Origin of the sequence: Alcanivorax sp. (assembly GCF_002726155.1) — a bacterium.
Classification (GTDB): domain Bacteria; phylum Pseudomonadota; class Gammaproteobacteria; order Pseudomonadales; family Alcanivoracaceae; genus Alcanivorax.
In genome coordinates, this window is sequence record NZ_PBSH01000031.1 from 133,790 (window position 1) to 153,293 (window position 19,504).

The window sequence follows — 19,504 nt, forward strand, 5'->3', positions numbered from 1 at the left end:
ACCCGTGTGGATACAGGCTTTAATAAGAGTTCGGATCACGAATCAGCCCCACGAAAATGCCTTCGATGATAAGTTGATCAGCGGGCACCTTGATGGGCTCATAGGCTTCGTTGGCCGGCAGCAGGGTGGCGCTGGATTTATTCAACTTTAAGGTCTTCACCGTGACTTCTTCGTCAATGCGGGCCACCACGATTTCACCCGTGCGCGCCACATTGGATTTGCGTACCGCAATCAGGTCACCGTCGAAGATACCCGCATCCACCATACTGTCGCCTTGAACCTTCAACAGATAGGTCGGGCGTTGCTTGAACAGCCCTTGCGGGACCGGCACGGTGCGTTCCACGTTTTCGATGGCTTCGATGGGAACGCCTGCCGCGACCCTGCCGACGATGGGCAGTTCTTCTTCGCCCCAATAGGCGTTATCCAGCAGCTGAATGCCCCGCGAGCGGTCACTGTGCAGCTTGATATAGCCCTTACGCTCAAGGGCACGGAGATGATCCGAGGCCGCATTCTTGGACTGGAACCCCATGATGTCGGCAATCTCTGCACGGGTGGGGGCCATGCCGCTGTCCGAGAGGCATTCGCGGATACAATCGAGAACCTGCTGCTGTCGGTCGGTAAGTTTGCTGCTCATAACCTTCTCCCTGTTTCCTGCAGAGTGGAGTGCCTGCCGGTGGCCGTGCAGGCAACCTTGCCGGGGTCGTATTCATCCCATGCCTGTCACGGGTTGCTGTAGGCATTTGTATGGTTGCGTGCCTGGGCTTGTAAGTCGTGGCTGACAGGCAGTGCTACATTCTGGATGCTAGCACAGGCACTGATAATATGAACAGTGTTATTTGAACAGTTGTCGAGCGAGGTTTTATCCCGCTTTTACGTCCATGTCGTTGCTCTGTTAAGGCGCGGGTACTAGCATGTGTACACTTGATAACGATTCCATCAGAACAGTGGGGATAGTAGATGGAGCAGGCCAATAATAACGATTTCGGCCAGCAACGGCGGCGCCAGCTGTTGGCTGGTGTGCCGTTTTTTAATGAAATCGCCCGGGATGATCAGAACGAATTTGAACAGCTTGAAAAGACGACTCGCCTTTGGGTGGCGGCTTCCGGAGAAAGCGTCATCCGGGCCGGTGACGTGGACTCCACTCTGTATTTTCTGCTGCGGGGTCAGTTGGAAGTGCTTTCGGACGCCGCGCCGGAATCCCCGCTTTATTATGTGTCTCCGGGTGAGGTTTTTGGCACCTTGTCCATGTTGTTAGGGACACCGCGCAGTGCCACGATTACGGTGGCAGACAACGCCCGCGAAGCGGTGTTGGCGAGCCTGGATTTTAATGAATTCAATGACGATGATGGCCCTTATTCGCTGGCGACCCGATTGGCGTTTTTCCATATGATCGTTCACCACATTCGCTGGACACTGGAAGTGAAGCGAATGCAGGCGCCGACCCATGAACTGGTGCATTCCATGCGCAAACTGCCGGTTTTTCACGGAGAGAAGAACAGCCCGGAAGAGCTGGCCGCGTTGAAGGTGCAGGCCCAGGGGCTGGCTGAATTGCTGTGCCGCTGGAATGGAGAAGGGCAGGCGAGCACCGGCACACTACAACTGACCTGATTCTCGCTTGCGCCAGCTTGCGTGCGGAATTCCTTTCCTGCTCGTTGCGGCTACTGATCGACCTTGACGGCCAGTACGTCGCAATGGGCTCCGGGTACCAGGCCGCGTGCGGTTGAGCCCAGCAGCAGGGCCAGGCCGCTGCGGGTATGGCTGCCAACCACGATCAAATCCGCCCCTATCTTGTCCGCCTTGTCGAGAATGGTCTTTTCGATGGATCCCATGTCCACATAAACGTTGGCTTCGGGAATGTTGTATTGCCCTGCGTATTTGTCCGCCATTTCACGGGCCTGTTTCATCAGGCCGCTTTGCAAGTCCGTCACATCCATGGGCACATCCGCTCCGTAGGCCAGGGCCAGCGGTTCGATGACATGGATCAGATGCAGCTCACCGTCATTGCCTGACAGTACGCCTGCTGCGCGGGACAGCACCTGGGGGGATTCATCGCTGCCATCGATGGCAACCAGAATTTTGCGGTAGGGACTGGGCACGGTTCTCTCCCTGAAAACGTGAGGTTTCCTGCAGTATAGCGCGCTTTGTCGGGGTTGCCAGCGGGCTGTTTCACAGATGAGGGTTGCCCTGACGGGTCTGCCTGTACTACTACTAAAAAAGGAAAACGGGGGCACTTCCTGCTTGACCCGCCTATACCGGCGCTGTCTAAATAGCGCCCATCACGAGCCTTAGACCGGATGTTGAGTACCTGAGAATGGGAAAATCGCTAGTAATTGTGGAGTCGCCTGCCAAGGCCAAGACCATTAACCGCTACCTGGGCGACGACTTCATCGTGAAGTCCAGTGTCGGCCATGTGCGGGATCTGCCGGTCAGTGGCGGCTCCAAAAAGAGCACCCCTCAGGAGCGGGCCAAGGAAGCAGCCTATACGCGCTCCCTGCCCAAGGAAGAGCGGGATGCCTATAAAAAGAAGAAGGCCAAGAAACAGCTGGTTAACCGCATGGGGATCGATCCGGAAAAGGGCTGGGCGGCCCACTATGAGGTGCTTCCCGGCAAGGACAAGGTGGTCGACGAACTGAAACGCCTGGCGGCGAAAGCCGACCGCATCTATCTGGCAACGGATTTGGACCGCGAAGGGGAGGCGATTGCCTGGCACCTGCGGGAAGTCATTGGTGGAGAGGATGACCGGTTCGACCGGGTGGTGTTCAACGAAATTACCAAGAAAGCGATCCAGGCGGCGTTCGAAGAACCCGGCAAGCTGGACCTGCACCGGGTAGAAGCCCAGCAGGCCCGACGTTTTCTGGACCGGGTCGTGGGTTTCATGATCTCCCCATTGCTGTGGGAAAAAATTGCCCGTGGCCTGTCCGCCGGCCGGGTACAGTCCGTGGCTGTGGAGCTGGTGGTAGAGCGCGAACGTGAAATCCGCGCCTTTATTCCTGAAGAATTCTGGGAGTTGTACAGCGACACCCACAGCGGCGATGGCGAAGCACTGCGCCTGCAGGTGGCCAAACACAATGGTGAAGCGTTCCGGCCCAATAATGGTGACGACGCTGGTGCCCACAAGCAGGTATTGGAAAGCGCCGGCACCCTGACCATCAGCCAGCGTGAGCAGCGGCCCACCCGTTCCAAGCCGTCGGCGCCTTTTATTACCTCTACCCTGCAGCAGGCCGCGAGCACCCGCCTGGGCTTCGGGGTGAAAAAGACCATGATGATGGCGCAGCGGCTTTATGAAGCCGGCCACATTACCTACATGCGTACCGATTCCACCAACCTGAGTGCAGATGCCGTGGCGGCCTGCCGGGAGTGGATTGGCGAAAAACTGGGTGATAAGTACCTGCCTGATGCGCCGCTGTCCTACAGCAGCAAGGAAGGGGCCCAGGAAGCGCACGAAGCCATTCGTCCTTCGGATGTGCGGCGCACCTCTGATTCCCTGAAAGATATGGAACGCGACGCCCAGCGCCTGTACGAGCTGATTCGTCGACAGTTCATCGCCTGCCAGATGCCCCCGGCGGAATACCTGAGCTCCACCCTGACGGCCACCGGCAACGGTTACGAGCTGAAAGCGAAAGGGCGCATCATGAAGTTCGATGGCTGGACCCGCATTCAGCCGCCGGCTTCGCGCAAGGGCCAGGAAGACACCCTGTTGCCGGATGTGAAAGAAGGCGATGTTCTGTCTATCGATAACGTGGATGCCAACCAGCATTTCACCAAGCCGCCAGCCCGTTTTACCGAGGCGAGCCTGGTCAAGGAACTGGAAAAGCGTGGCATTGGCCGCCCGTCCACCTATGCGGCGATCATTTCCACCATTCAGGATCGCGGTTACGTGCGCCAGGACAGCCGTCGTTTTTATGCAGAAAAAATGGGTGACATCGTCACCGATCGTCTGGTGGAAAACTTCCCCAACCTGATGGATTACGGTTTCACTGCCAGCATGGAAGAAACCCTGGATGAAGTCGCCGAAGGGCATCGAAACTGGCAGGACGTGCTCAACGAATTCTACAAGGATTTCGTCAGCAAGCTGGATGCGGCCCAAGGTGAAGGGACGGGCAAACAGGCGGTGGGCGGTATGCGCGCCAACCTGCCTACTGATACCGACATAGAATGCCCCACCTGTGGCCGGCCGATGCAGATTCGCACCGGTTCCACCGGCGTGTTCCTGGGCTGCTCCGGTTACGGCCTGCCGCCGAAAGAGCGCTGCACCGCCACCTTGAATCTGCTGCCCGGTGAAGAAGCCGAAACGGTGAAAGCGGACGATGATGAAGAAGCGGAAATCAACGAACTACGCAGCAAGAAGCGGTGCCAGAAGTGTGGTACTGCCATGGAAAATTACCTGATCGACGAAAAGCGCAAGCTGCATATCTGCGGTAACAATCCAGATTGTGATGGCTATGTGGTCGAGAAGGGCGAATTCCGGATCAAGGGTTATGATGGCCCGGTGCTGGAATGTGAGAAATGCGCGCACGAGATGCAGTTGCGTACCGGCCGGTTTGGCAAGTTCTTCAAGTGCACCAATGATGAGTGCGGCAACACCCGCAAGCTGTTAAAAAGCGGCGAACCTGCACCGCCGCGGGCAGACCCCATCCCCATGCCGCATTTGCAGTGCCAGAAAGTGGATGACCATTATCTGTTGCGTGATGGAGCCTCCGGCCTGTTTTTGGCCGCCAGCAAGTTTCCGAAAAACCGCGAAACGCGCCCGCCGCTGATTGAAGAAATCCAGAGCGTGGCCAAGCAGCTGGATCCGAAGCACGCGTATCTGGCTGAGGCGCCTGCCGAAGACCCGGACGGCAACAAAGGCGTGCTGCGCTATAGTCGCAAGGCGAAAGAGCAGTACGTGATGAGCGAAATCGACGGCAAGGCCACCGGTTGGATGGCGTTCTATCGCGACGGCAAATGGGTCGAAGAACAGACCAAGAAAAAAGCCCCCGCGAAGAAGAAGGCCGCTGCCAAGAAAAAGGCAGCCAAGAAGAAAGCCCCGGCCAAAAAGGCTGCCGCCAAGAAGTAACCCAGCAAGCATCACGCTTCACGCATGCAGGCGACAGCCTGCGTGTCGCGTGGTGCGTGCAGCGGAGTGTTTTATGTCCAGAATGGTTCGAGACAACACCGTAAGCGGTTTGCGCGAGCGAATTTATTTTGCCAATGCCCTGTTACGCCAACTCATCCACGATCAAGCCGATGCCACGCCCACCGTGCGCCTGGCGCTACGCGGTGCGGTGGTGTTTCATCTTTATTCGGTGCTGGTGGGGCTGGCGCGACAATCCGGCAAGACCTTTCAGGTAGACGGTGCGGACAGCTTGTTCAGCCTGGCGGCGCTGGAGCAAGCTTTCCGTGATGCCGGGGTTGAAGCCCCGGAGATCGCTATTCTGGCCCGTGCCCGTGCCGACCGGGGGGATCTGATCGCCTGGCTGGATGGGGAAATGCAGACGGCACTGGGGGCCTCAGGCCTGGCCCGTCGCCCGGCGCCACCCAGCGAAGAAAATGCCCTCAACCTGATGGCCGAGGACCGCTACGCGCCTTTGGCCGAAGGGGATCTCCAGCGTCTTGCCGACAGCGTGACCCGGGTGGGCGAGCTGGTGGAGCATTGCATGGGCTACCTGGAAGAGTGGTGAAGGTCAAAGGTCAGGTGACAGTTGATAGTGGACAGTTGGCAGTGCGCGGCTGAGCACTTTTATTAGCTCCAATGTAAGAGGCCGCGCCCAGAGAAGGGGCGCGGCCTCTTACGTTGGAAACCAGAAGCATCGTAGGGGCGCGTAGCTGTCCACTATCAACTGCCAATTATCTTTTGGCCCCTTCTGGCATCGCTGTTTCTATCCAGATCGCTATCATGGTAAACATGCTGTTGCCCGCTTTACCGGCGCAGCCCCAGACATGTACACCGTGAGGAATGCGATGAACGCCCGTTTACTGCCCGCCGCTTTGTTAATGGCCTTGGCCACACCTGCCGTATTGGCCCAGACCCCGGAAGAAAAAGGCCTTGAGATCGCCCGGGAGGCGGATAGCCGTGGCGAAGGCTTTGGGGATTTTCAGGCCGACATGAAGATGGTGCTGATCAGCAAGAGCGGCCAGACCTCGGACCGGGAGCTGCGAGTGAAGACGCTGGAAGGCACCGGCGAGGAAGAGGGTGACAAGAGCCTGACTATCTTCGATACCCCCCGCGACGTGCGCGGCACGGCCATGCTCACGTTCAGCTACAAGACCCGTGATGATGACCAATGGCTGTACCTGCCTGCATTGCGCCGGGTAAAGACCATTGCCTCACGGAACAAATCCGGCCCCTTCATGGGCAGTGAATTCAGTTTTGAAGACATGCGCGGCCAGGAAGTGGAGAAGTACACCTACAAGTACCTGCGTGACGAAGCGTGTGGCGAACTGACCTGCTTCGTGGTGGAGCGCTATCCGCAGGATGAAAATTCCGGTTACACCCGGCAGGTTTCCTGGATTGACCAACAGGAATACCGGACCTGGAAAGTGGACTATTACGATCGCAAGGAAAGCTTGCTTAAGACGCTGACGGCCAGTGATTTCTCCCAGTACAAAGACAAATACTGGCAGCCGGGCAAGATGTCCATGGTCAATCACCAGACAGGGAAATCCACGGACCTGTTCTGGAGCAACTATCGCTATGACACGGGCCTGAGCGAATCGGATTTCAACAAGAACAGCCTGAAACGCGCCCGTTGATTTCGCCCGTTAAGAACATGAAAAACTGGCTGCTAACGGCATCGTTGCTGACGGTGCCTCTCATTTCCCCTGCGTGGGAGTTTCGCGGTGAAGTGGCGCTCGAAGGACGTTATTTTACCCAGGACTCTCCCTATCCCCAGGCGGATTATTCCACTAATGGTTCCGGCTATATCAAGCCGGAAGTTTTCCATGAGTGGAATAACCGCGATGACCTGTTCACCTTCATTCCCTATGTCCGGGTGGATGAGCATGACTCTGAGCGCACCCACTGGGACATCCGTGAGCTGTCCTGGATTCATGTGGGCAATGGCTGGGAATCCCGGGTGGGGATTCGCAAGGTGTTCTGGGGCGTCACCGAAGGCCGCCATCTGGTGGATATCATTAACCAGACCGACCAGGTGGATCAGGTGGATGGCGAGGAAAAGCTCGGCCAGCCCATGATTAATCTGTCCACGGTACGGGATTGGGGCATCGTCGATGTGTTCGTGCTGCCCGGTTTCCGTGAGCGCACCTACGCGGGTGAAGAGGGGCGTCCGCGTACACCGTTGCCGGTGTCCGATAACGCGCAGTACGAATCCTCGAAAGAAAACCAGCGGGTGGATTTTGCCATTCGCTACCAGCAGTACTTCGACAACGGGCTGGAGCTGGCGTTGTCACACTTCTCCGGCACCAGCCGTGACCCGTTGCTGGTTCCGGATTCCCTGACGTTGGCCGAGCTGCAGGCGCTGATTGCCAGCGGGCAATTGCCGTCGGGTAGCGACCCGGAATTTACCCCCTTGTACAACGTGATCGACCAGACCGGTCTGGAGTTGCAATACCTGAATAGCGGCTGGCTGTGGAAGCTGGAAGCGATCAGTCGGTCCGGGCAGGGCGAGCGTTTTAATGCCGTGGATGGTGGTTTTGAATTTACCCAGGTGGGGCTGTTCGATACGGCCACGGATCTGGGCTGGATTGTGGAATACATCTGGGAAGACCGGGAGGACAGTCTGGCGTCGCCGTTGGCCAGCGATGTGCTGCTGGGGACCCGTTTTACCTTCAATGACGTGGCCTCCACGGAGATCCTCGCCGGTATTATTTATGACACCCAAGACGAGGAAAAAGCCATCAGCCTGGAATCCAGCCGCCGTTTTGGCAACAGTCTAAAGGCCAGCCTTGAAGCGCGGTTCTATACCGATACCGGCAAGCCCCAAAGTGCCTCCGCGCTGTATCGCGATGTCCTGCGTAACGTCAACAGCAATCCTGGCCTGGGCCCGATTAGCCGGTCTGACTTCGTTCAGGCGGAGCTGGTGTATTACTTTTAGAGCAGTGCTTGACGCCGAAGGCCTGACGGGAACGATCGCCTTTCTTTCTTGACCCTCCTGGCAGCCAAACGTATGTTTGAAACGTATGTTTTGAACGCACAGGGCAGGCTATGGCACAGGCGGGCACAGTAGACCGGATTCTTGATACCGCAGAGGTATTGTTTGCCCAGAAGGGCTTCGCGGAAACCAGCCTGCGTGCGATTACCAGCAAGGCCGGGGTGAACCTGGCGGCGGTGAATTACCACTTTGGCTCCAAGGAAGCGCTGATTCAGGCTGTCTTTGAACGCTTTCTGACGCCTTTCAGCCTGGCGCTGGATGCCAAACTCGACGAAATGGAAGCTTCCGGGATTCCCGATACCCCCGAGAACGTGCTCGGCATCGTGTTTCGCCTGGCCCTGGGTACCCACCCGGATGACCCTCAACGCGCGGCGATCTTCTTTCGCCTTTCGGGTCAGGCCTACAGCCAGCCCCAAGGGCACCTGCGCGAATATCTCCATACTCACTACGGTGCCGTGTTCGCCCGATTGCAGCTCCATTTGCATCAGGCAGTGCCCGGGGTGCCGCCTATGGAGCTGTTCTGGCGTGTACAGTTCAGCCTCGGTGCGGTCATTTTCACTCTGTCGGGCATGCAATCGCTGCAAAGCATCAGCAAGGCCGATTTCAATATGGACGCGAGCACAGCGGATATCACCAAGCGCTTGCTGCCGTTTCTGGTCGGTGGCATTCAGGCGGAAGTGCCGGATCAGCCGTTGCAAACGGAACGCTAGACGCTGCAAAGACGTTGTTCGTTAGGTTTGGCAATAGTTCGCGCGTTGCAACGGCGAACTTTCAACTTGAAACTATCCCCATGGAACTGATTATCAACTTGTCTGAGCAATGGCTGGAGCTGCGTGGCACCCGGACCGAGCGCTTTGCGATCTCTTCAGCTGCTAACGGAGCTGGCGAAGCCATGGGTAGTGGTGCTACCCCCCGTGGTGACCATGTGGTTCGGGCCCGCTTTGGTGCCGGGTTACCGCCTGGGGCGGTATTGCTGGGCCGCAAGTTTTCCGGTGAAGTGTTCGACGCCGAGTTGGGCGCCCGTTTTCCCGAGCGTGACTGGGTGCTGAGTCGCATTCTCTGGCTTGGTGGTCTGGAACCGGGCCGGAATCTGGGCGGCGACGTGGATAGTTTTCGGCGCTTTATTTATATTCACGGCACACCGGACAGTGAGCCCATGGGCAGACCGGCCTCCCATGGCTGTATCCGGATGCGAAACGATGCGGTGATTCGCGTGTTTGACCAGGTGCCAGTAGGCACCCGGGTGACGATCACCGATTAATGTCTTCTGCCTACAAGGTTGCCATGTCTGCATCCGCCTCCCCGTTATTAATGCTCGACCTGGAAGGGCTCGAGGTCAGCGCCTCGGAAAAAGACATGCTGGCACACCCCGGTGCCGGTGGTCTGATTCTGTTTACCCGTAATTATGCCAATCGCGAACAGCTGGCTGAACTGGTGCGCCAGGTGCGGGCCGTACGCCCGGACATGTTGATCGCGGTGGACCAGGAAGGTGGGCGAGTGCAGCGCTTTCGCGACGGCTTTGTCCGCCTGCCGCCTATGGCCGCGCTGGGGCAGCGTTATGACCAGTCTCCCACAGAGGCGGTTCGTGAAGCGGCGCTGCTGGGGGAGCTGATGGCATCGGAGCTGACCGAGCTGGATATCGATATCAGTTTCGCGCCAGTGCTGGATCTGGACTACGGCAACAGCTCGGTGATTGGTGATCGTAGCTTCCATGGTGACGCAGATGCCATGATCGCCCTGGCTGGCGCCTTTATCGATGGCATGAGCGCCGCGGGCATGGCGGCCACGGGCAAGCATTTTCCCGGCCATGGCCATGTGGTTGCCGACTCGCACCTTGAATTACCGATAGACCCGCGCCCGCTGGCTGAGCTGGAGGCGGCAGACATGCGCCCCTTCATGGCGTTGGCGGCGAAGCTGGACGGCATCATGCCCGCCCATGTGATTTACAGTGCGGTGGAGCAGCAGACAGCCGGGTTCTCTCGCTTCTGGTTGCAGACACAGTTACGTGAGCGACTGGGCTTCCGCGGTGTGATTTTTTCTGATGATTTGTCCATGGCGGGTGCCCACGGTGTGGGCGGTTATCCGCAACGGGCGCAGGCGGCACTGGAGGCCGGTTGTGACATGGTGCTGGCCTGCAATTGCCGGGAAGGGGCCGAGCAGGTACTGGATTTCCTGCAGGCGAACCGGTTTCAGGGCCAGGTGCCGGCGGCAGGGCTGCGTGCCCGGCCACGCTTGCCCATGGTGGCGGAGCGCCGGGCCATTGCCACTGAGTTGGCCGCTGCACTGCGCGAGCAGGTTGCGGTATAAAACCGATTTTCACTGAATAGTAAAAGCGAAGGAAAAGATTAATGAATTGGGACTGGAATCAATTGCTGCAGTGGCCCACGGATCAGACGCCAATGGATATCTGGCTGACGCAGCTGTTTGTCATTGTACTGTGCACGGTGTCCGTCAACTTTATTCTGATGCGCAGTATCGATGTGGCAGAGCGGTTGATTGGTAAAACTGACACCCTGTGGGATGACGCCTTGCTGGAGGCGGCGCGTATCCCGGTTCGTCTGGTGTTCTGGGTGATCGGCTTGTCCGTGTCCATGGAGCTGCTGCAGGCGGTGTCCACCGAGAAAAACGCCCTGTTTGAGTTAGTACCCCAGGCGCGTCGTATCGCCTTTATTATCATCATCGCCATGTTCCTGAACCGGTTTGTTTCCTATACGGAAAAAAACCTGATTGATCCGGGCCGCATGCGCAAGCCGATGGATCGGTCCACGGCTGCTGCGGTTGCGAAACTGCTGCGGGTCTCGGTGATTATTACGTCATTGCTGATCATTTTGCAGACACTGGGCTATAGCATTTCCGGGGTGCTGGCCTTTGGCGGCATTGGTGGCATGGCGGTGGCCTTTGCGGCCAAGGATCTGCTGGCCAATTTCTTTGGCGGCATGATGGTCTATCTGGACAAACCGTTCCGGGTCGGGGATTGGGTGCGCTCTCCGGATCGCTCTATTGAAGGCAGTGTGGAAGATATCGGCTGGCGCCTGACCCGCATTCGTACTTTCGATCAGCGCCCGCTGTATATTCCCAATGCCATGTTTACCTCCATCGTGCTGGAAAACCCGTCGCGGATGTACAACCGTCGTATCAATGAAAAAGTCGGCATTCGCTATGATGACTGGCAAAAGATGCCCGGCATTGTGGCCGACGTGCGTGCCATGCTGATTGACCATGAAGACCTGGAAACGGAAAACCGTACCCTGATCGTGAACTTCGATAGCTACGGGGCCTCACACCTGGAATTCTTTATCTATACGTTCACCAAAACCACCCAATGGGTGCAGTACCATGAAATCAAACAGGACGTACTCATGAAGATCATGAGTATCGTCCATGAGCACGGTGCCGAGTTTGCGTTCCCCACGCGCACCTTGCACCTGGTCAGCCAGAATGATGATGCCCCGGCAACGGGCCTGGAAGACAACAATCCGGAGGACGCACAGCATGTCCAGCGCTGATACATTGCAACAGGAACTGATGCAGGTTCGTCGTAACGCCATCGAACTGCATTCCTCCGATCAGGTACAGGAAGCCATCGCCAAGCTGGCTTTTGAAGTGACCGAAGCCTGCTCCGGCAAGGTGCCGGTGTTCGTCACTATCATGAATGGCGGCATGATCTTCGCAGCGGAACTGGTCAAGCGTCTGGATTTTCCCCTGGAGATGGATTATCTCCACGCCAGCCGCTATCTGGGTGCCACCAGTGGTGGCGATGTGGAATGGATCGTGACGCCCAACGCCACCCTGGAAGGGCGCCACGTGGTGATCGTGGATGACATTCTTGATGTGGGGTCCACGTTGCTGTCGATCATCGAGGCTTGCAAAGCCCAGGGCGCGGCGTCGGTGAAAACCTGTGTGCTGGTGGATAAGCAGCACGATCGCAAGGCAAAACCCGGATTGAAAGCCGACTTTACCGCGCTGGAAGCAGACGATTATTACCTGTTTGGCATGGGCATGGATTACAAGGGCTTCTGGCGTAACGCGCCGGGCATCTACGCGGTAAAAGAGAGCGACCTCTGATGCTGGCGTTCATTGGTGGTACCGGCCTTACGCGCATGGACAACCTGCGCATCATCAATACCCACACGGTGGAAACCCGGTTTGGTGCTCCTTCCGCGCCCGTGGTGGAGGGGGCGCTGGATGGTCAGCGGGTGCTGTTTCTGGCCCGTCATGGTGATCCCCATGTGCTGTTGCCTCATCAGGTGAATTACCGCGCCAATTTGGCCGCACTGAAAGAGGCGGGTGCCACGGCGATTGTGGCAGCCAATGCGGTGGGTGGCATTACCGCCCAGGCGCCCACCGGTGCGCTGGTGTTACCGGACCAGATCATTGATTACACCTACGGCCGGGATATGACCTTGTTTGATGATCCGGATGAGCCGCTGGTGCATGTGGACTTCAGCTGGCCGTTTGATGTGACGTTGCGTAATGCTCTCAAAGCCCGGCTGGCAGCCACGGAGCTGAACTGGAGTGATGGCGGCTGCTACGGTGCAACGCAGGGGCCCCGGTTGGAAACGGCCGCGGAGATTGCTCGCCTGGAGCGTGATGGCTGCGATATCGTTGGCATGACCGGCATGCCTGAAGCGGTGCTGGCCCGGGAACTGGCATTGCCCTATGCCATGCTGTCCCTGGTGGTCAATCCGGCCGCCGGCAAGTCCACCCATGAAATTACCATGGCGGAAATCGAAGCCGTCATCCACGATGGCATGGCCAATGTGCGTCAACTGCTGGCGGACTTTGCTCGACACTATTCGCCGTCATAACCCCTATTCAGGCAACCGGTTTGTCAGGTTGCTTGCTGGCATAAGGAGCATGCATCGGTGACGTTGCTGATTATATTCGCCACCATTTCCATTGGCTTTTCTTTTGTGTGCTCCGTGCTGGAAGCGGCGCTGCTGTCCATTACCCCCAGCTTTATTGCCGGCCTGCGTGACAGTAACCCGAAGCTGTATACGAGCCTGCGCGCGTTCAAGGATGATATCGACAAGCCCCTGTCGGCGATTCTGACCTTGAACACCGTGGCGCATACGGTCGGCGCCACCGGTGTCGGCGCCCAGGTGGCGGTGGTGTTTGGTGAGGCCTGGCTGGGCGCGGCGTCGGGCATTATGACGCTGGCGATTCTGGTGTTCTCCGAGATCATCCCCAAAACCATCGGCGCGAAATACTGGCGTTCACTGGCACCGATGCTGCCGCCCACGCTCAAGGTAATCATGGTGTCGCTGCTGCCGTTTGTGTGGCTGTCCAAGCTGATAACCAGCCGTATCGGTGGCAACGAACATGATGTGGATGTGCGGGCGGAAATTCGCGCGTTGGCGGATATGGGCGAGGATCAGGGCGCGCTGGATGATGACGAGCATCGGGTGATCCACAACATCCTGCGTCTGCACGACATTCGTGTGGGTGCCATTATGACCCCGAGTACGGTTTGCCGGGTGGTCGAGCCGGGCCTGACTGTGAGTGAATTCAAGGAGCGGGAGAAGGGGCAGCCGTTTTCCCGTTACCCGGTGATGAGCGCCAGTGGTGAAGCAAAAGGCTATATCCATAAATCCGATTTGCTGGATAGTGGCCCGGACCAGACCATGCAGGCGTTGGCCCGCGAGGTGTCCATGGTGCATACCACGCTCAATATCGAAGACTTGTTTAGCGCCATGTTGACCCAACGTCAGCATATGGCAGTGGTTTATGATGACCACGGCACCTGGGTGGGCCTGATCACTCTGGAAGATATTCTGGAAAGCATCCTGGGCCGTGAAATCATGGATGAAACCGATAACGTGGCCGACCTGCGCCTGTATGCGCGCCAACGCTGGAACCGGCGGCTGAAAAAGCAGGACAAACCACAGTAAGGCATTGCGCAACGCGCGCCGAGAATGGAGGAGAGCATTATGACCGGCATTTACCAAGACAATAGTGAAACCATCGGTAATACCCCCCTGGTGAAGATCAACCGCATCAGTCAGGGCAATATTCTCGCCAAGATCGAATCCCGTAACCCGGCGGGCAGTGTGAAGTGCCGGATCGGCGCGTCCATGATCTGGGACGCAGAGAAGAGCGGCAAACTGAAGCCAGGCATGACGCTGGTGGAACCCACCAGTGGTAACACCGGCATTGCGTTGGCCTATGTGGCGGCCGCCCGGGGCTATGATCTGGTTCTGACCATGCCGGACTCCATGAGTCTGGAGCGCCGCAAGATCCTCAAGGCGCTGGGAGCCAAACTGGTGCTGACGCCCGGCCCGAAAGGCATGCCCGGTGCTATCGCCAAGGCAGAAGAGCTGGTGCAGGAAAACCCGGACAGCCACCTGATGCTGCAACAGTTCAATAACCCGGCTAACCCGGCGATCCACGAGAAGACCACGGGCCCGGAAATCTGGGACGCCACCGGCGGGGATATCGATGTACTGGTGAGCGGGGTTGGCACTGGTGGCACCATCACCGGCGTGGCCCGTTACATCAAAAACACTCAGGGCAAGGCGATTACCGCCGTGGCCGTAGAGCCCGATTCCTCGACCATGATTTCGGCGGCGCTGAAGGGCGAAGAGCCGACCCATGGCCCCCACAAGATTCAGGGCATTGGTGCCGGTTTTGTACCGAAGAACCTGGATATGTCAGTGGTGGATCGGGCTGAGCAGGTCAGCAACGAAGAGGCCATGGAGTGGGCCCACAAGTTGATGCAGGAAGAAGGCATTCTGGCCGGTATTTCCTGCGGGGCGGCCATGTGTGTAGCGGATCGTCTCAGCCAGCAGCCAGAATTCGCCGGCAAGACCATTGTGGTGGTGCTGCCGGATTCCGGGGAGCGTTACCTCAGCTCCCCCTTGTTTGCCGATACCTTCACTGAGCAAGAGCTCGGCCAGTAACACGGCCCGGCAGTATGGTGCTCAGTGGCACTAATCCCGCTGCTGAGCGCTGTACTGTCAGGGGCGGGCAGGGTATAACTGCACCATAAGCCCGTACACGGGCAGCTTCCGCCTTCAGGCGGACTATTGGGGGAACACCATGAAGAGCACCATGAAATACCTCGCAGTCATGCTCTGCGGTGCCACATTGCTCAGTGGTTGTTATTTTGAAGAAGATGACATCAGCAGCAGTGAGCGGCAGGAACAACTTCCTATCGTGCAGAATGATGCGCCACAGGGCACCCGCATAGTGCCAGGCGAGCAGGTCATGAGCAGCGGCCGCTACCGCAACGACATTCAGGTGGCCAATGGCGCTGCCGCGATCAAGGCAACCAGCGAACATTACGGCACCACCGCCGAAATTTCCGTTATTCAGTAATCGATGGCTGGCGTTACTGAATAACGCAAGCCGGATTCCGGGAAGACAAGCCATGTGCCTGGCGGCGAATGTCGCCGTTCATTAAGCTAATGTCTTCCGCGGAATATTTTTCTGCACGACTTCCCTTTTGTTCGCCTCATTGCGTTGTTACAGCCCGTGGCATTGCCGGGAGGGTTTGCGTCGTTATTAAGCGGCTTTGCAGTGTGTCTGCATTGTTAGCACTATAGTCTCTTTAAATTCCTTGTTTTACTTTTCAACGCTTCACTTCTCCTTCATGTGTCAGTAGCGCGTGAAATATTGACAGCTTTTTTGTTAAGCCCGATGGCGCGGCGGTGAATAACTGTCGTCGTGTAGTAAGACCGGGAACTCCCTTCATGACGGTCCTCTTTCTGCGAGCGCACAATCGCGTCATGCGATGTATACAGCGTGACTCGTTATGTCGATTTCAAATAACAATTCCTCGGGAGAAAGACTAATGAAGAACCTAGAGCGCCTGATAGGGCTGGGCTTGCTCACCGCGGCGTTGCTCGCCTGTGGCGGTGGCAGCAGTTCTGGCAGCGCGAGCCCTACCGCAAACACGGGCGGTGGTGGCTCGCCTTCCCCAGATGAAGAGACACCCAGTGCAGATGATCCTATGGCTCCGGCTCCAGCGCCTACGAGGGCATCTTTCGCTGGCCGCGAATATAGCTGTGACGGTGATGAGTGCCAGTTAGGCAAATTTGATGGCCCGTTTGCTGAACCGACCATTCGCTACAGCGATTCCAGTACTGGCGAGAATTTGAAGGTGGTTACCACCGAGGATAAATGCCTGGAAGACGCGGAAGGTTCGTTGCGCTGCAAGCCTGCCGCCGGGTCCATCGCCTTGTTACCGGATAACCGTTTGGTTTATTTCAATGCTCTGGAGGGTACAGAGAACGTTGAATTCTCTATCGTTGCAGAATTTGGTTTCGTCGCGGTTAATGATCAAACGCGAGTACTCAATTTCGGCCCCGCCGGTGCCAACGATGAAATCTCCTGGCAACGGCCCTCGCCTGTACGTGGTGGTGCCAATGTGGACGGAAACGACAGTGATACGTTGTTGCCGGGCGGTGAATTGAGCGACGCGGAGAGCACAGAAGGCAATGACGGCGCTCTATTCTGTGCCGATGTTATCCAGCTGGCGGATGGTCGAATCATGGCAGTGGGCGGCACGGATTATTACACTGAACCATCACTTGGGTCGGTCTTTCCCCAGGCCCGAGATGTGCTGGGCTCCATTGATACCGAAATTCCTTTGCCCAGTAATTTTGGTGAAATCAGCGTGCCCGACGATATTGGCGTCGTGGAGCTGGAAGGCCTCAAAGACGCTCGTATTTTCAATCCCGAGGACAACAGCTGGACCCAGACCGGTCACATGAACCATGGCCGCTGGTACCCCAGCATGGTGACCTTGCCCGATGGCGATGTTTTCGTGGCAAGCGGGGTGACCAAGCTACTCAAGCCAGTTTATACCGGTGCTTTGCTGGGTGGAGAAAGCGAAGGGCTGCGTGAATTGCTGCAGTCTGCCGATAATGTGCGCACCAGCGAAACCTATGATCTGGAAGCGGGGACCTGGTCCGAGAATGGGGACCGGCCGCTTGAGGGACTGGACAGCACCGCGGGTAAAGCGTTGCCGTTGTATCCCCGCCTGCATCTACTGCCTAACGGCAAGGTGTTCTATAACGCTGCCGGGCAGGCTTTTAACCCTTTTGGCCAGTCATACAATCAGGCCCAGTGGAACTTCGTATCGGTTTATGATCCGCAAGAGCAGCTCTGGACTGATCTTGGCTACGCGGGCTTGAATGTGCAGCTCGATGAACTCGGTCTGGAGCGCATTACCTCTGCACTGACTCTTACCAGCCCGAATCTGGTAGAGGACTTAATCGGGACAGGAGAGGGGCTGCTCACCAACTTGCTGGGTGACCCGCTTAGCAGTCTGGAGCAGGTCGAGAACCTGCTTGGCGATATTGCGGACCCGCAGGTGGCCAACCGTTTAATCGGCGCAGGTTTCCGTGGTTCAAGCTTCTCTATCATGATGCCGCTGCGCCAGGATGAAAGCGGCGCCTACAGCGAAGCACAATTCCTGACTGCCGGTGGCGTGCTCGGCGCAGTAGCCGCCTCCAGCCCGGGCAGTTACCTGGCCGTCCCCAATAGCCGTCTGGACACCGTGAATGTGGATGCCGATACCGAAACAGGAATGCGTTACTCCTCAGAGATTGTTGGTAATCTGAATGGTCCACGCTGGTTTTCCACCGGGGTATTGCTGCCTGATGGTTCGGTGATGGCATTTAACGGCGCCAACAGGGATGAGGTCGTCCTACCGGGGTCGGCGACGCCTGTACAAACCACCGAGCGGTATGATCCGCAAACCCGTGAGTGGACGGAAATGGCGACCTCATTGAACCCCCGAACCTATCACAATACCGCGTTACTGCTCCCTGATGGCCGTCTGTTGATCGGTGGTCACGCGCCAATTAACACCGCTTACTTATTCAGCCTTAACCTGGAAGAGCTGGGGCTGTCTCCGAATGATGGCCGTGATCCGTCCTTCGAAATATATAGCCCGCCGTATGTGTTCAAGGATCGCCCCGAAATCCAGCAGGCCCCTAGTGAAGTGGATCATGGTGACTCCATCGACATCGCCGTGGATGATGCGGCTGCAATCAATGAAGTGATGTTGGTGCGCCGTACCAGTCTCACGCATCTGGTTGATGGGGATCAGCGCAACGTGGTGCTCCCGCATACTGTTAGTGGCGGCAATGTGAGCGTACAAATTCCGGAAAATGCTGCGGTACTTCCGGCCGGTCATTACATGTTGTTTGTTAACCGTATCGCCAGCGATGGCTCCAACATGGTGGTGCCGTCCGTCTCTGCGCCGGTACAGGTGATGTTGCCTGAGGAAAGCCCGGGTTTGATGGCTCAACGCTAAGGAGTGATGAGGATGTCTTTATTTTCGTTTAATCCTTCGCGTGCGTTGGCCCGCTCGCTAGGCGCTGTGCTGGTGACGGTTCCGGCGTTGCTTCTGGCTCATGGGCCGGAGGCGAAGGCGGTCAAAGCACGTATGGATTCGCTGCCGGCTACGCTGAAAGGTATCAATGCTCAGGTGCAGACCACGGTGGCGCCACAGATTGTGGTTGCCAACGACAGTGCCCACACGCTGGACATTCTTGATGCACAAGGGAGAAGCTTCCTGCGAATCAACCAGCAGGGGGTGCAGGCGGATCTGGCCAGCCCTGCCTGGTACCGTAGCCAGACTGCCGCCCGTGGCGTGCCGCTTCCGAAAGGGGTGGCACAGGATGCAGAGCCACGCTGGGCGCTGGTGCACAAGAAACCCCACTGGGGCTGGTTTGATCCCAGGCTGCGCACCGACGACATCAAGGTGCCCCACCAGGTAGAGCATGACGGCAAGCCCGCGCGGTTGGCTGAATGGTCGGTGCCGGTGCGGTTTGATGGCGAGGCGTCAGCGCTGGCAGGTGCTTTTCGTTATGAACCCTTGCCGCCAGGCTCCTTTCATTCGCGTCTGACCTCGGATGCTACCCCCGTTGCCGGGGTTACCGTAGGCCTCTCTCCCGGTACCGTGCCGGCGGTGCACATCCACAATCAGAGCGGCAAGCCGGTGGTGGTGGCTGATGCCCAGGGAATGCCCCATTTACGTATTGGCCCTGGCGGCAGTTTCATGAACACGAACCGGAGTAATGGAGAGCCCCGGTGGGTGAAAGTGGCTGGCGGTTCACGCTACACCTGGACAGAACCTCGGGCGACCTTCGGGGCGCTACGAGCGCCGGCAGACGTGATTGAAGCGGGACAGCGTGCCCGAGTGGCAAGCTGGTCGTTACCGATCACGGTGGACGGCAAACCAGTGGCTGTAAAAGGCGTGGTGGACTGGTTGCCCGGAGAGCAAATCGCTGCCAGTGGCGGGCATCACTGACTTTATCGATCGGGGGGGGCTGTTTTGGTCGGGCAGGCCCCCGGATCGGTAGATACAGTCCAATCACTGCAAATCAGCTAAACCCATTAGGCAGAGCTGCAGGTGCAGCTCTGCGGCACCGATGGCACTAGCGGTGCATCCCCGTTATCCT

General features: G+C 57.7%; 18 protein-coding genes. 16 read left to right on the forward strand and 2 right to left on the reverse strand.

From position 1 onward, the window contains the following. Window positions 1–19: 19 nt before the first annotated feature. A complete protein-coding gene (gene lexA / locus CL546_RS09795; protein WP_007149021.1) occupies window positions 20–634 on the reverse strand; it encodes a transcriptional repressor LexA in 615 nt (204 codons plus the stop codon). Between the two features lie 323 nt (window positions 635–957). On the opposite strand from lexA, the gene CL546_RS09800 reads away from it, so the two are divergent. Beyond that, window positions 958–1,608, forward strand: coding sequence for a cyclic nucleotide-binding domain-containing protein (locus CL546_RS09800; protein WP_290494507.1), 651 nt, complete (start codon window positions 958–960; stop codon window positions 1,606–1,608). A 50-nt stretch (window positions 1,609–1,658) separates the two neighbouring features. On the opposite strand, the gene CL546_RS09805 is transcribed toward CL546_RS09800, so the two are convergent. Next, complete coding sequence (locus CL546_RS09805; protein ID WP_007149061.1) at window positions 1,659–2,096, reverse strand: universal stress protein; 438 nt, start codon at window positions 2,094–2,096, stop codon at window positions 1,659–1,661. A gap of 215 nt (window positions 2,097–2,311) precedes the next feature. Here CL546_RS09805 and topA point away from each other — a divergent pair, with 215 nt between their 5' ends. The 15 genes from topA (at window position 2,312) to CL546_RS09880 (ending at window position 19,353) form a co-directional block, all read left to right on the forward strand. Further along, on the forward strand, window positions 2,312–5,056 hold the full coding sequence (gene topA, locus CL546_RS09810) for a type I DNA topoisomerase (RefSeq protein ID WP_290494510.1): 2,745 nt from the start codon (window positions 2,312–2,314) through the stop codon (window positions 5,054–5,056). A gap of 73 nt (window positions 5,057–5,129) precedes the next feature. Beyond that, window positions 5,130–5,660, forward strand: a complete 531-nt coding sequence (locus tag CL546_RS09815) for a hypothetical protein (protein ID WP_290494512.1) — start codon at window positions 5,130–5,132, stop codon at window positions 5,658–5,660. A 280-nt stretch (window positions 5,661–5,940) separates the two neighbouring features. Beyond that, on the forward strand, window positions 5,941–6,732 hold the full coding sequence (locus CL546_RS09820; RefSeq protein WP_290494514.1) for an outer membrane lipoprotein-sorting protein: 792 nt from the start codon (window positions 5,941–5,943) through the stop codon (window positions 6,730–6,732). A 17-nt stretch (window positions 6,733–6,749) separates the two neighbouring features. Next, window positions 6,750–8,033 carry a hypothetical protein gene (locus CL546_RS09825; protein WP_290494516.1) on the forward strand — a complete coding sequence of 428 codons (1,284 nt, stop codon included), beginning with the start codon at window positions 6,750–6,752 and terminating at the stop codon, window positions 8,031–8,033. 110 nt (window positions 8,034–8,143) lie between these two features. Continuing rightward, entirely contained in the window at window positions 8,144–8,800 is a 657-nt protein-coding gene (locus CL546_RS09830) for a TetR/AcrR family transcriptional regulator (RefSeq protein ID WP_290494518.1), read from the forward strand. Window positions 8,801–8,880: 80 nt separating this feature from the next. Beyond that, window positions 8,881–9,351, forward strand: coding sequence for a L,D-transpeptidase (locus CL546_RS09835; RefSeq protein WP_290494520.1), 471 nt, complete (start codon window positions 8,881–8,883; stop codon window positions 9,349–9,351). Then, window positions 9,351–10,397 (forward strand): beta-N-acetylhexosaminidase, encoded by a 1,047-nt coding sequence (nagZ, locus tag CL546_RS09840; protein ID WP_290494522.1) that lies wholly within the window; start codon window positions 9,351–9,353, stop codon window positions 10,395–10,397. The genes CL546_RS09835 and nagZ overlap by 1 nt, the downstream gene beginning before the upstream one ends. A 41-nt stretch (window positions 10,398–10,438) precedes the next feature. Beyond that, window positions 10,439–11,596 (forward strand): mechanosensitive ion channel family protein, encoded by a 1,158-nt coding sequence (locus tag CL546_RS09845; protein WP_290494524.1) that lies wholly within the window; start codon window positions 10,439–10,441, stop codon window positions 11,594–11,596. After that, entirely contained in the window at window positions 11,583–12,155 is a 573-nt protein-coding gene (locus CL546_RS09850) for a hypoxanthine-guanine phosphoribosyltransferase (RefSeq protein ID WP_290494526.1), read from the forward strand. The genes CL546_RS09845 and CL546_RS09850 overlap by 14 nt, the downstream gene beginning before the upstream one ends. Beyond that, window positions 12,155–12,898 (forward strand): S-methyl-5'-thioinosine phosphorylase, encoded by a 744-nt coding sequence (locus CL546_RS09855; protein ID WP_290494528.1) that lies wholly within the window; start codon window positions 12,155–12,157, stop codon window positions 12,896–12,898. The genes CL546_RS09850 and CL546_RS09855 overlap by 1 nt, the downstream gene beginning before the upstream one ends. 57 nt (window positions 12,899–12,955) lie before the next feature. Continuing rightward, the gene (locus CL546_RS09860; protein WP_290494530.1) at window positions 12,956–13,981 is read left to right on the forward strand and encodes a CNNM domain-containing protein; all 1,026 of its coding nucleotides are present in this window, start codon (window positions 12,956–12,958) and stop codon (window positions 13,979–13,981) included. Between the two features lie 39 nt (window positions 13,982–14,020). Further along, window positions 14,021–14,989, forward strand: a complete 969-nt coding sequence (gene cysK, locus CL546_RS09865) for a cysteine synthase A (protein WP_290494532.1) — start codon at window positions 14,021–14,023, stop codon at window positions 14,987–14,989. Between the two features lie 151 nt (window positions 14,990–15,140). Further along, complete coding sequence (locus CL546_RS09870) at window positions 15,141–15,407, forward strand: hypothetical protein (protein ID WP_290494534.1); 267 nt, start codon at window positions 15,141–15,143, stop codon at window positions 15,405–15,407. 475 nt (window positions 15,408–15,882) lie between these two features. Beyond that, a complete protein-coding gene (locus CL546_RS09875) occupies window positions 15,883–18,354 on the forward strand; it encodes a galactose oxidase-like domain-containing protein (protein ID WP_290494536.1) in 2,472 nt (823 codons plus the stop codon). Between the two features lie 12 nt (window positions 18,355–18,366). Then, complete coding sequence (locus tag CL546_RS09880; RefSeq protein ID WP_290494538.1) at window positions 18,367–19,353, forward strand: hypothetical protein; 987 nt, start codon at window positions 18,367–18,369, stop codon at window positions 19,351–19,353. The last annotated feature ends 151 nt before the right edge of the window (window positions 19,354–19,504 follow it).

Bases quoted from the DNA above. Each gene is read 5' to 3' on its own strand.
- lexA (WP_007149021.1), bottom strand. From the start codon at position 634: ATGAGCAGCAAACTTACCGACCGACAGCAGCAGGTTCTCGATTGTATC.
- CL546_RS09800 (WP_290494507.1), top strand. From the start codon at position 958: ATGGAGCAGGCCAATAATAACGATTTCGGCCAGCAACGGCGGCGCCAG.
- topA (WP_290494510.1), top strand. From the start codon at position 2,312: ATGGGAAAATCGCTAGTAATTGTGGAGTCGCCTGCCAAGGCCAAGACC.
- CL546_RS09815 (WP_290494512.1), top strand. From the start codon at position 5,130: ATGTCCAGAATGGTTCGAGACAACACCGTAAGCGGTTTGCGCGAGCGA.
- CL546_RS09820 (WP_290494514.1), top strand. From the start codon at position 5,941: ATGAACGCCCGTTTACTGCCCGCCGCTTTGTTAATGGCCTTGGCCACA.
- CL546_RS09825 (WP_290494516.1), top strand. From the start codon at position 6,750: ATGAAAAACTGGCTGCTAACGGCATCGTTGCTGACGGTGCCTCTCATT.
- CL546_RS09830 (WP_290494518.1), top strand. From the start codon at position 8,144: ATGGCACAGGCGGGCACAGTAGACCGGATTCTTGATACCGCAGAGGTA.
- CL546_RS09835 (WP_290494520.1), top strand. From the start codon at position 8,881: ATGGAACTGATTATCAACTTGTCTGAGCAATGGCTGGAGCTGCGTGGC.
- nagZ (WP_290494522.1), top strand. From the start codon at position 9,351: ATGTCTTCTGCCTACAAGGTTGCCATGTCTGCATCCGCCTCCCCGTTA.
- CL546_RS09845 (WP_290494524.1), top strand. From the start codon at position 10,439: ATGAATTGGGACTGGAATCAATTGCTGCAGTGGCCCACGGATCAGACG.
- CL546_RS09850 (WP_290494526.1), top strand. From the start codon at position 11,583: ATGTCCAGCGCTGATACATTGCAACAGGAACTGATGCAGGTTCGTCGT.
- CL546_RS09855 (WP_290494528.1), top strand. From the start codon at position 12,155: ATGCTGGCGTTCATTGGTGGTACCGGCCTTACGCGCATGGACAACCTG.
- cysK (WP_290494532.1), top strand. From the start codon at position 14,021: ATGACCGGCATTTACCAAGACAATAGTGAAACCATCGGTAATACCCCC.
- CL546_RS09870 (WP_290494534.1), top strand. From the start codon at position 15,141: ATGAAATACCTCGCAGTCATGCTCTGCGGTGCCACATTGCTCAGTGGT.
- CL546_RS09875 (WP_290494536.1), top strand. From the start codon at position 15,883: ATGAAGAACCTAGAGCGCCTGATAGGGCTGGGCTTGCTCACCGCGGCG.
- CL546_RS09880 (WP_290494538.1), top strand. From the start codon at position 18,367: ATGTCTTTATTTTCGTTTAATCCTTCGCGTGCGTTGGCCCGCTCGCTA.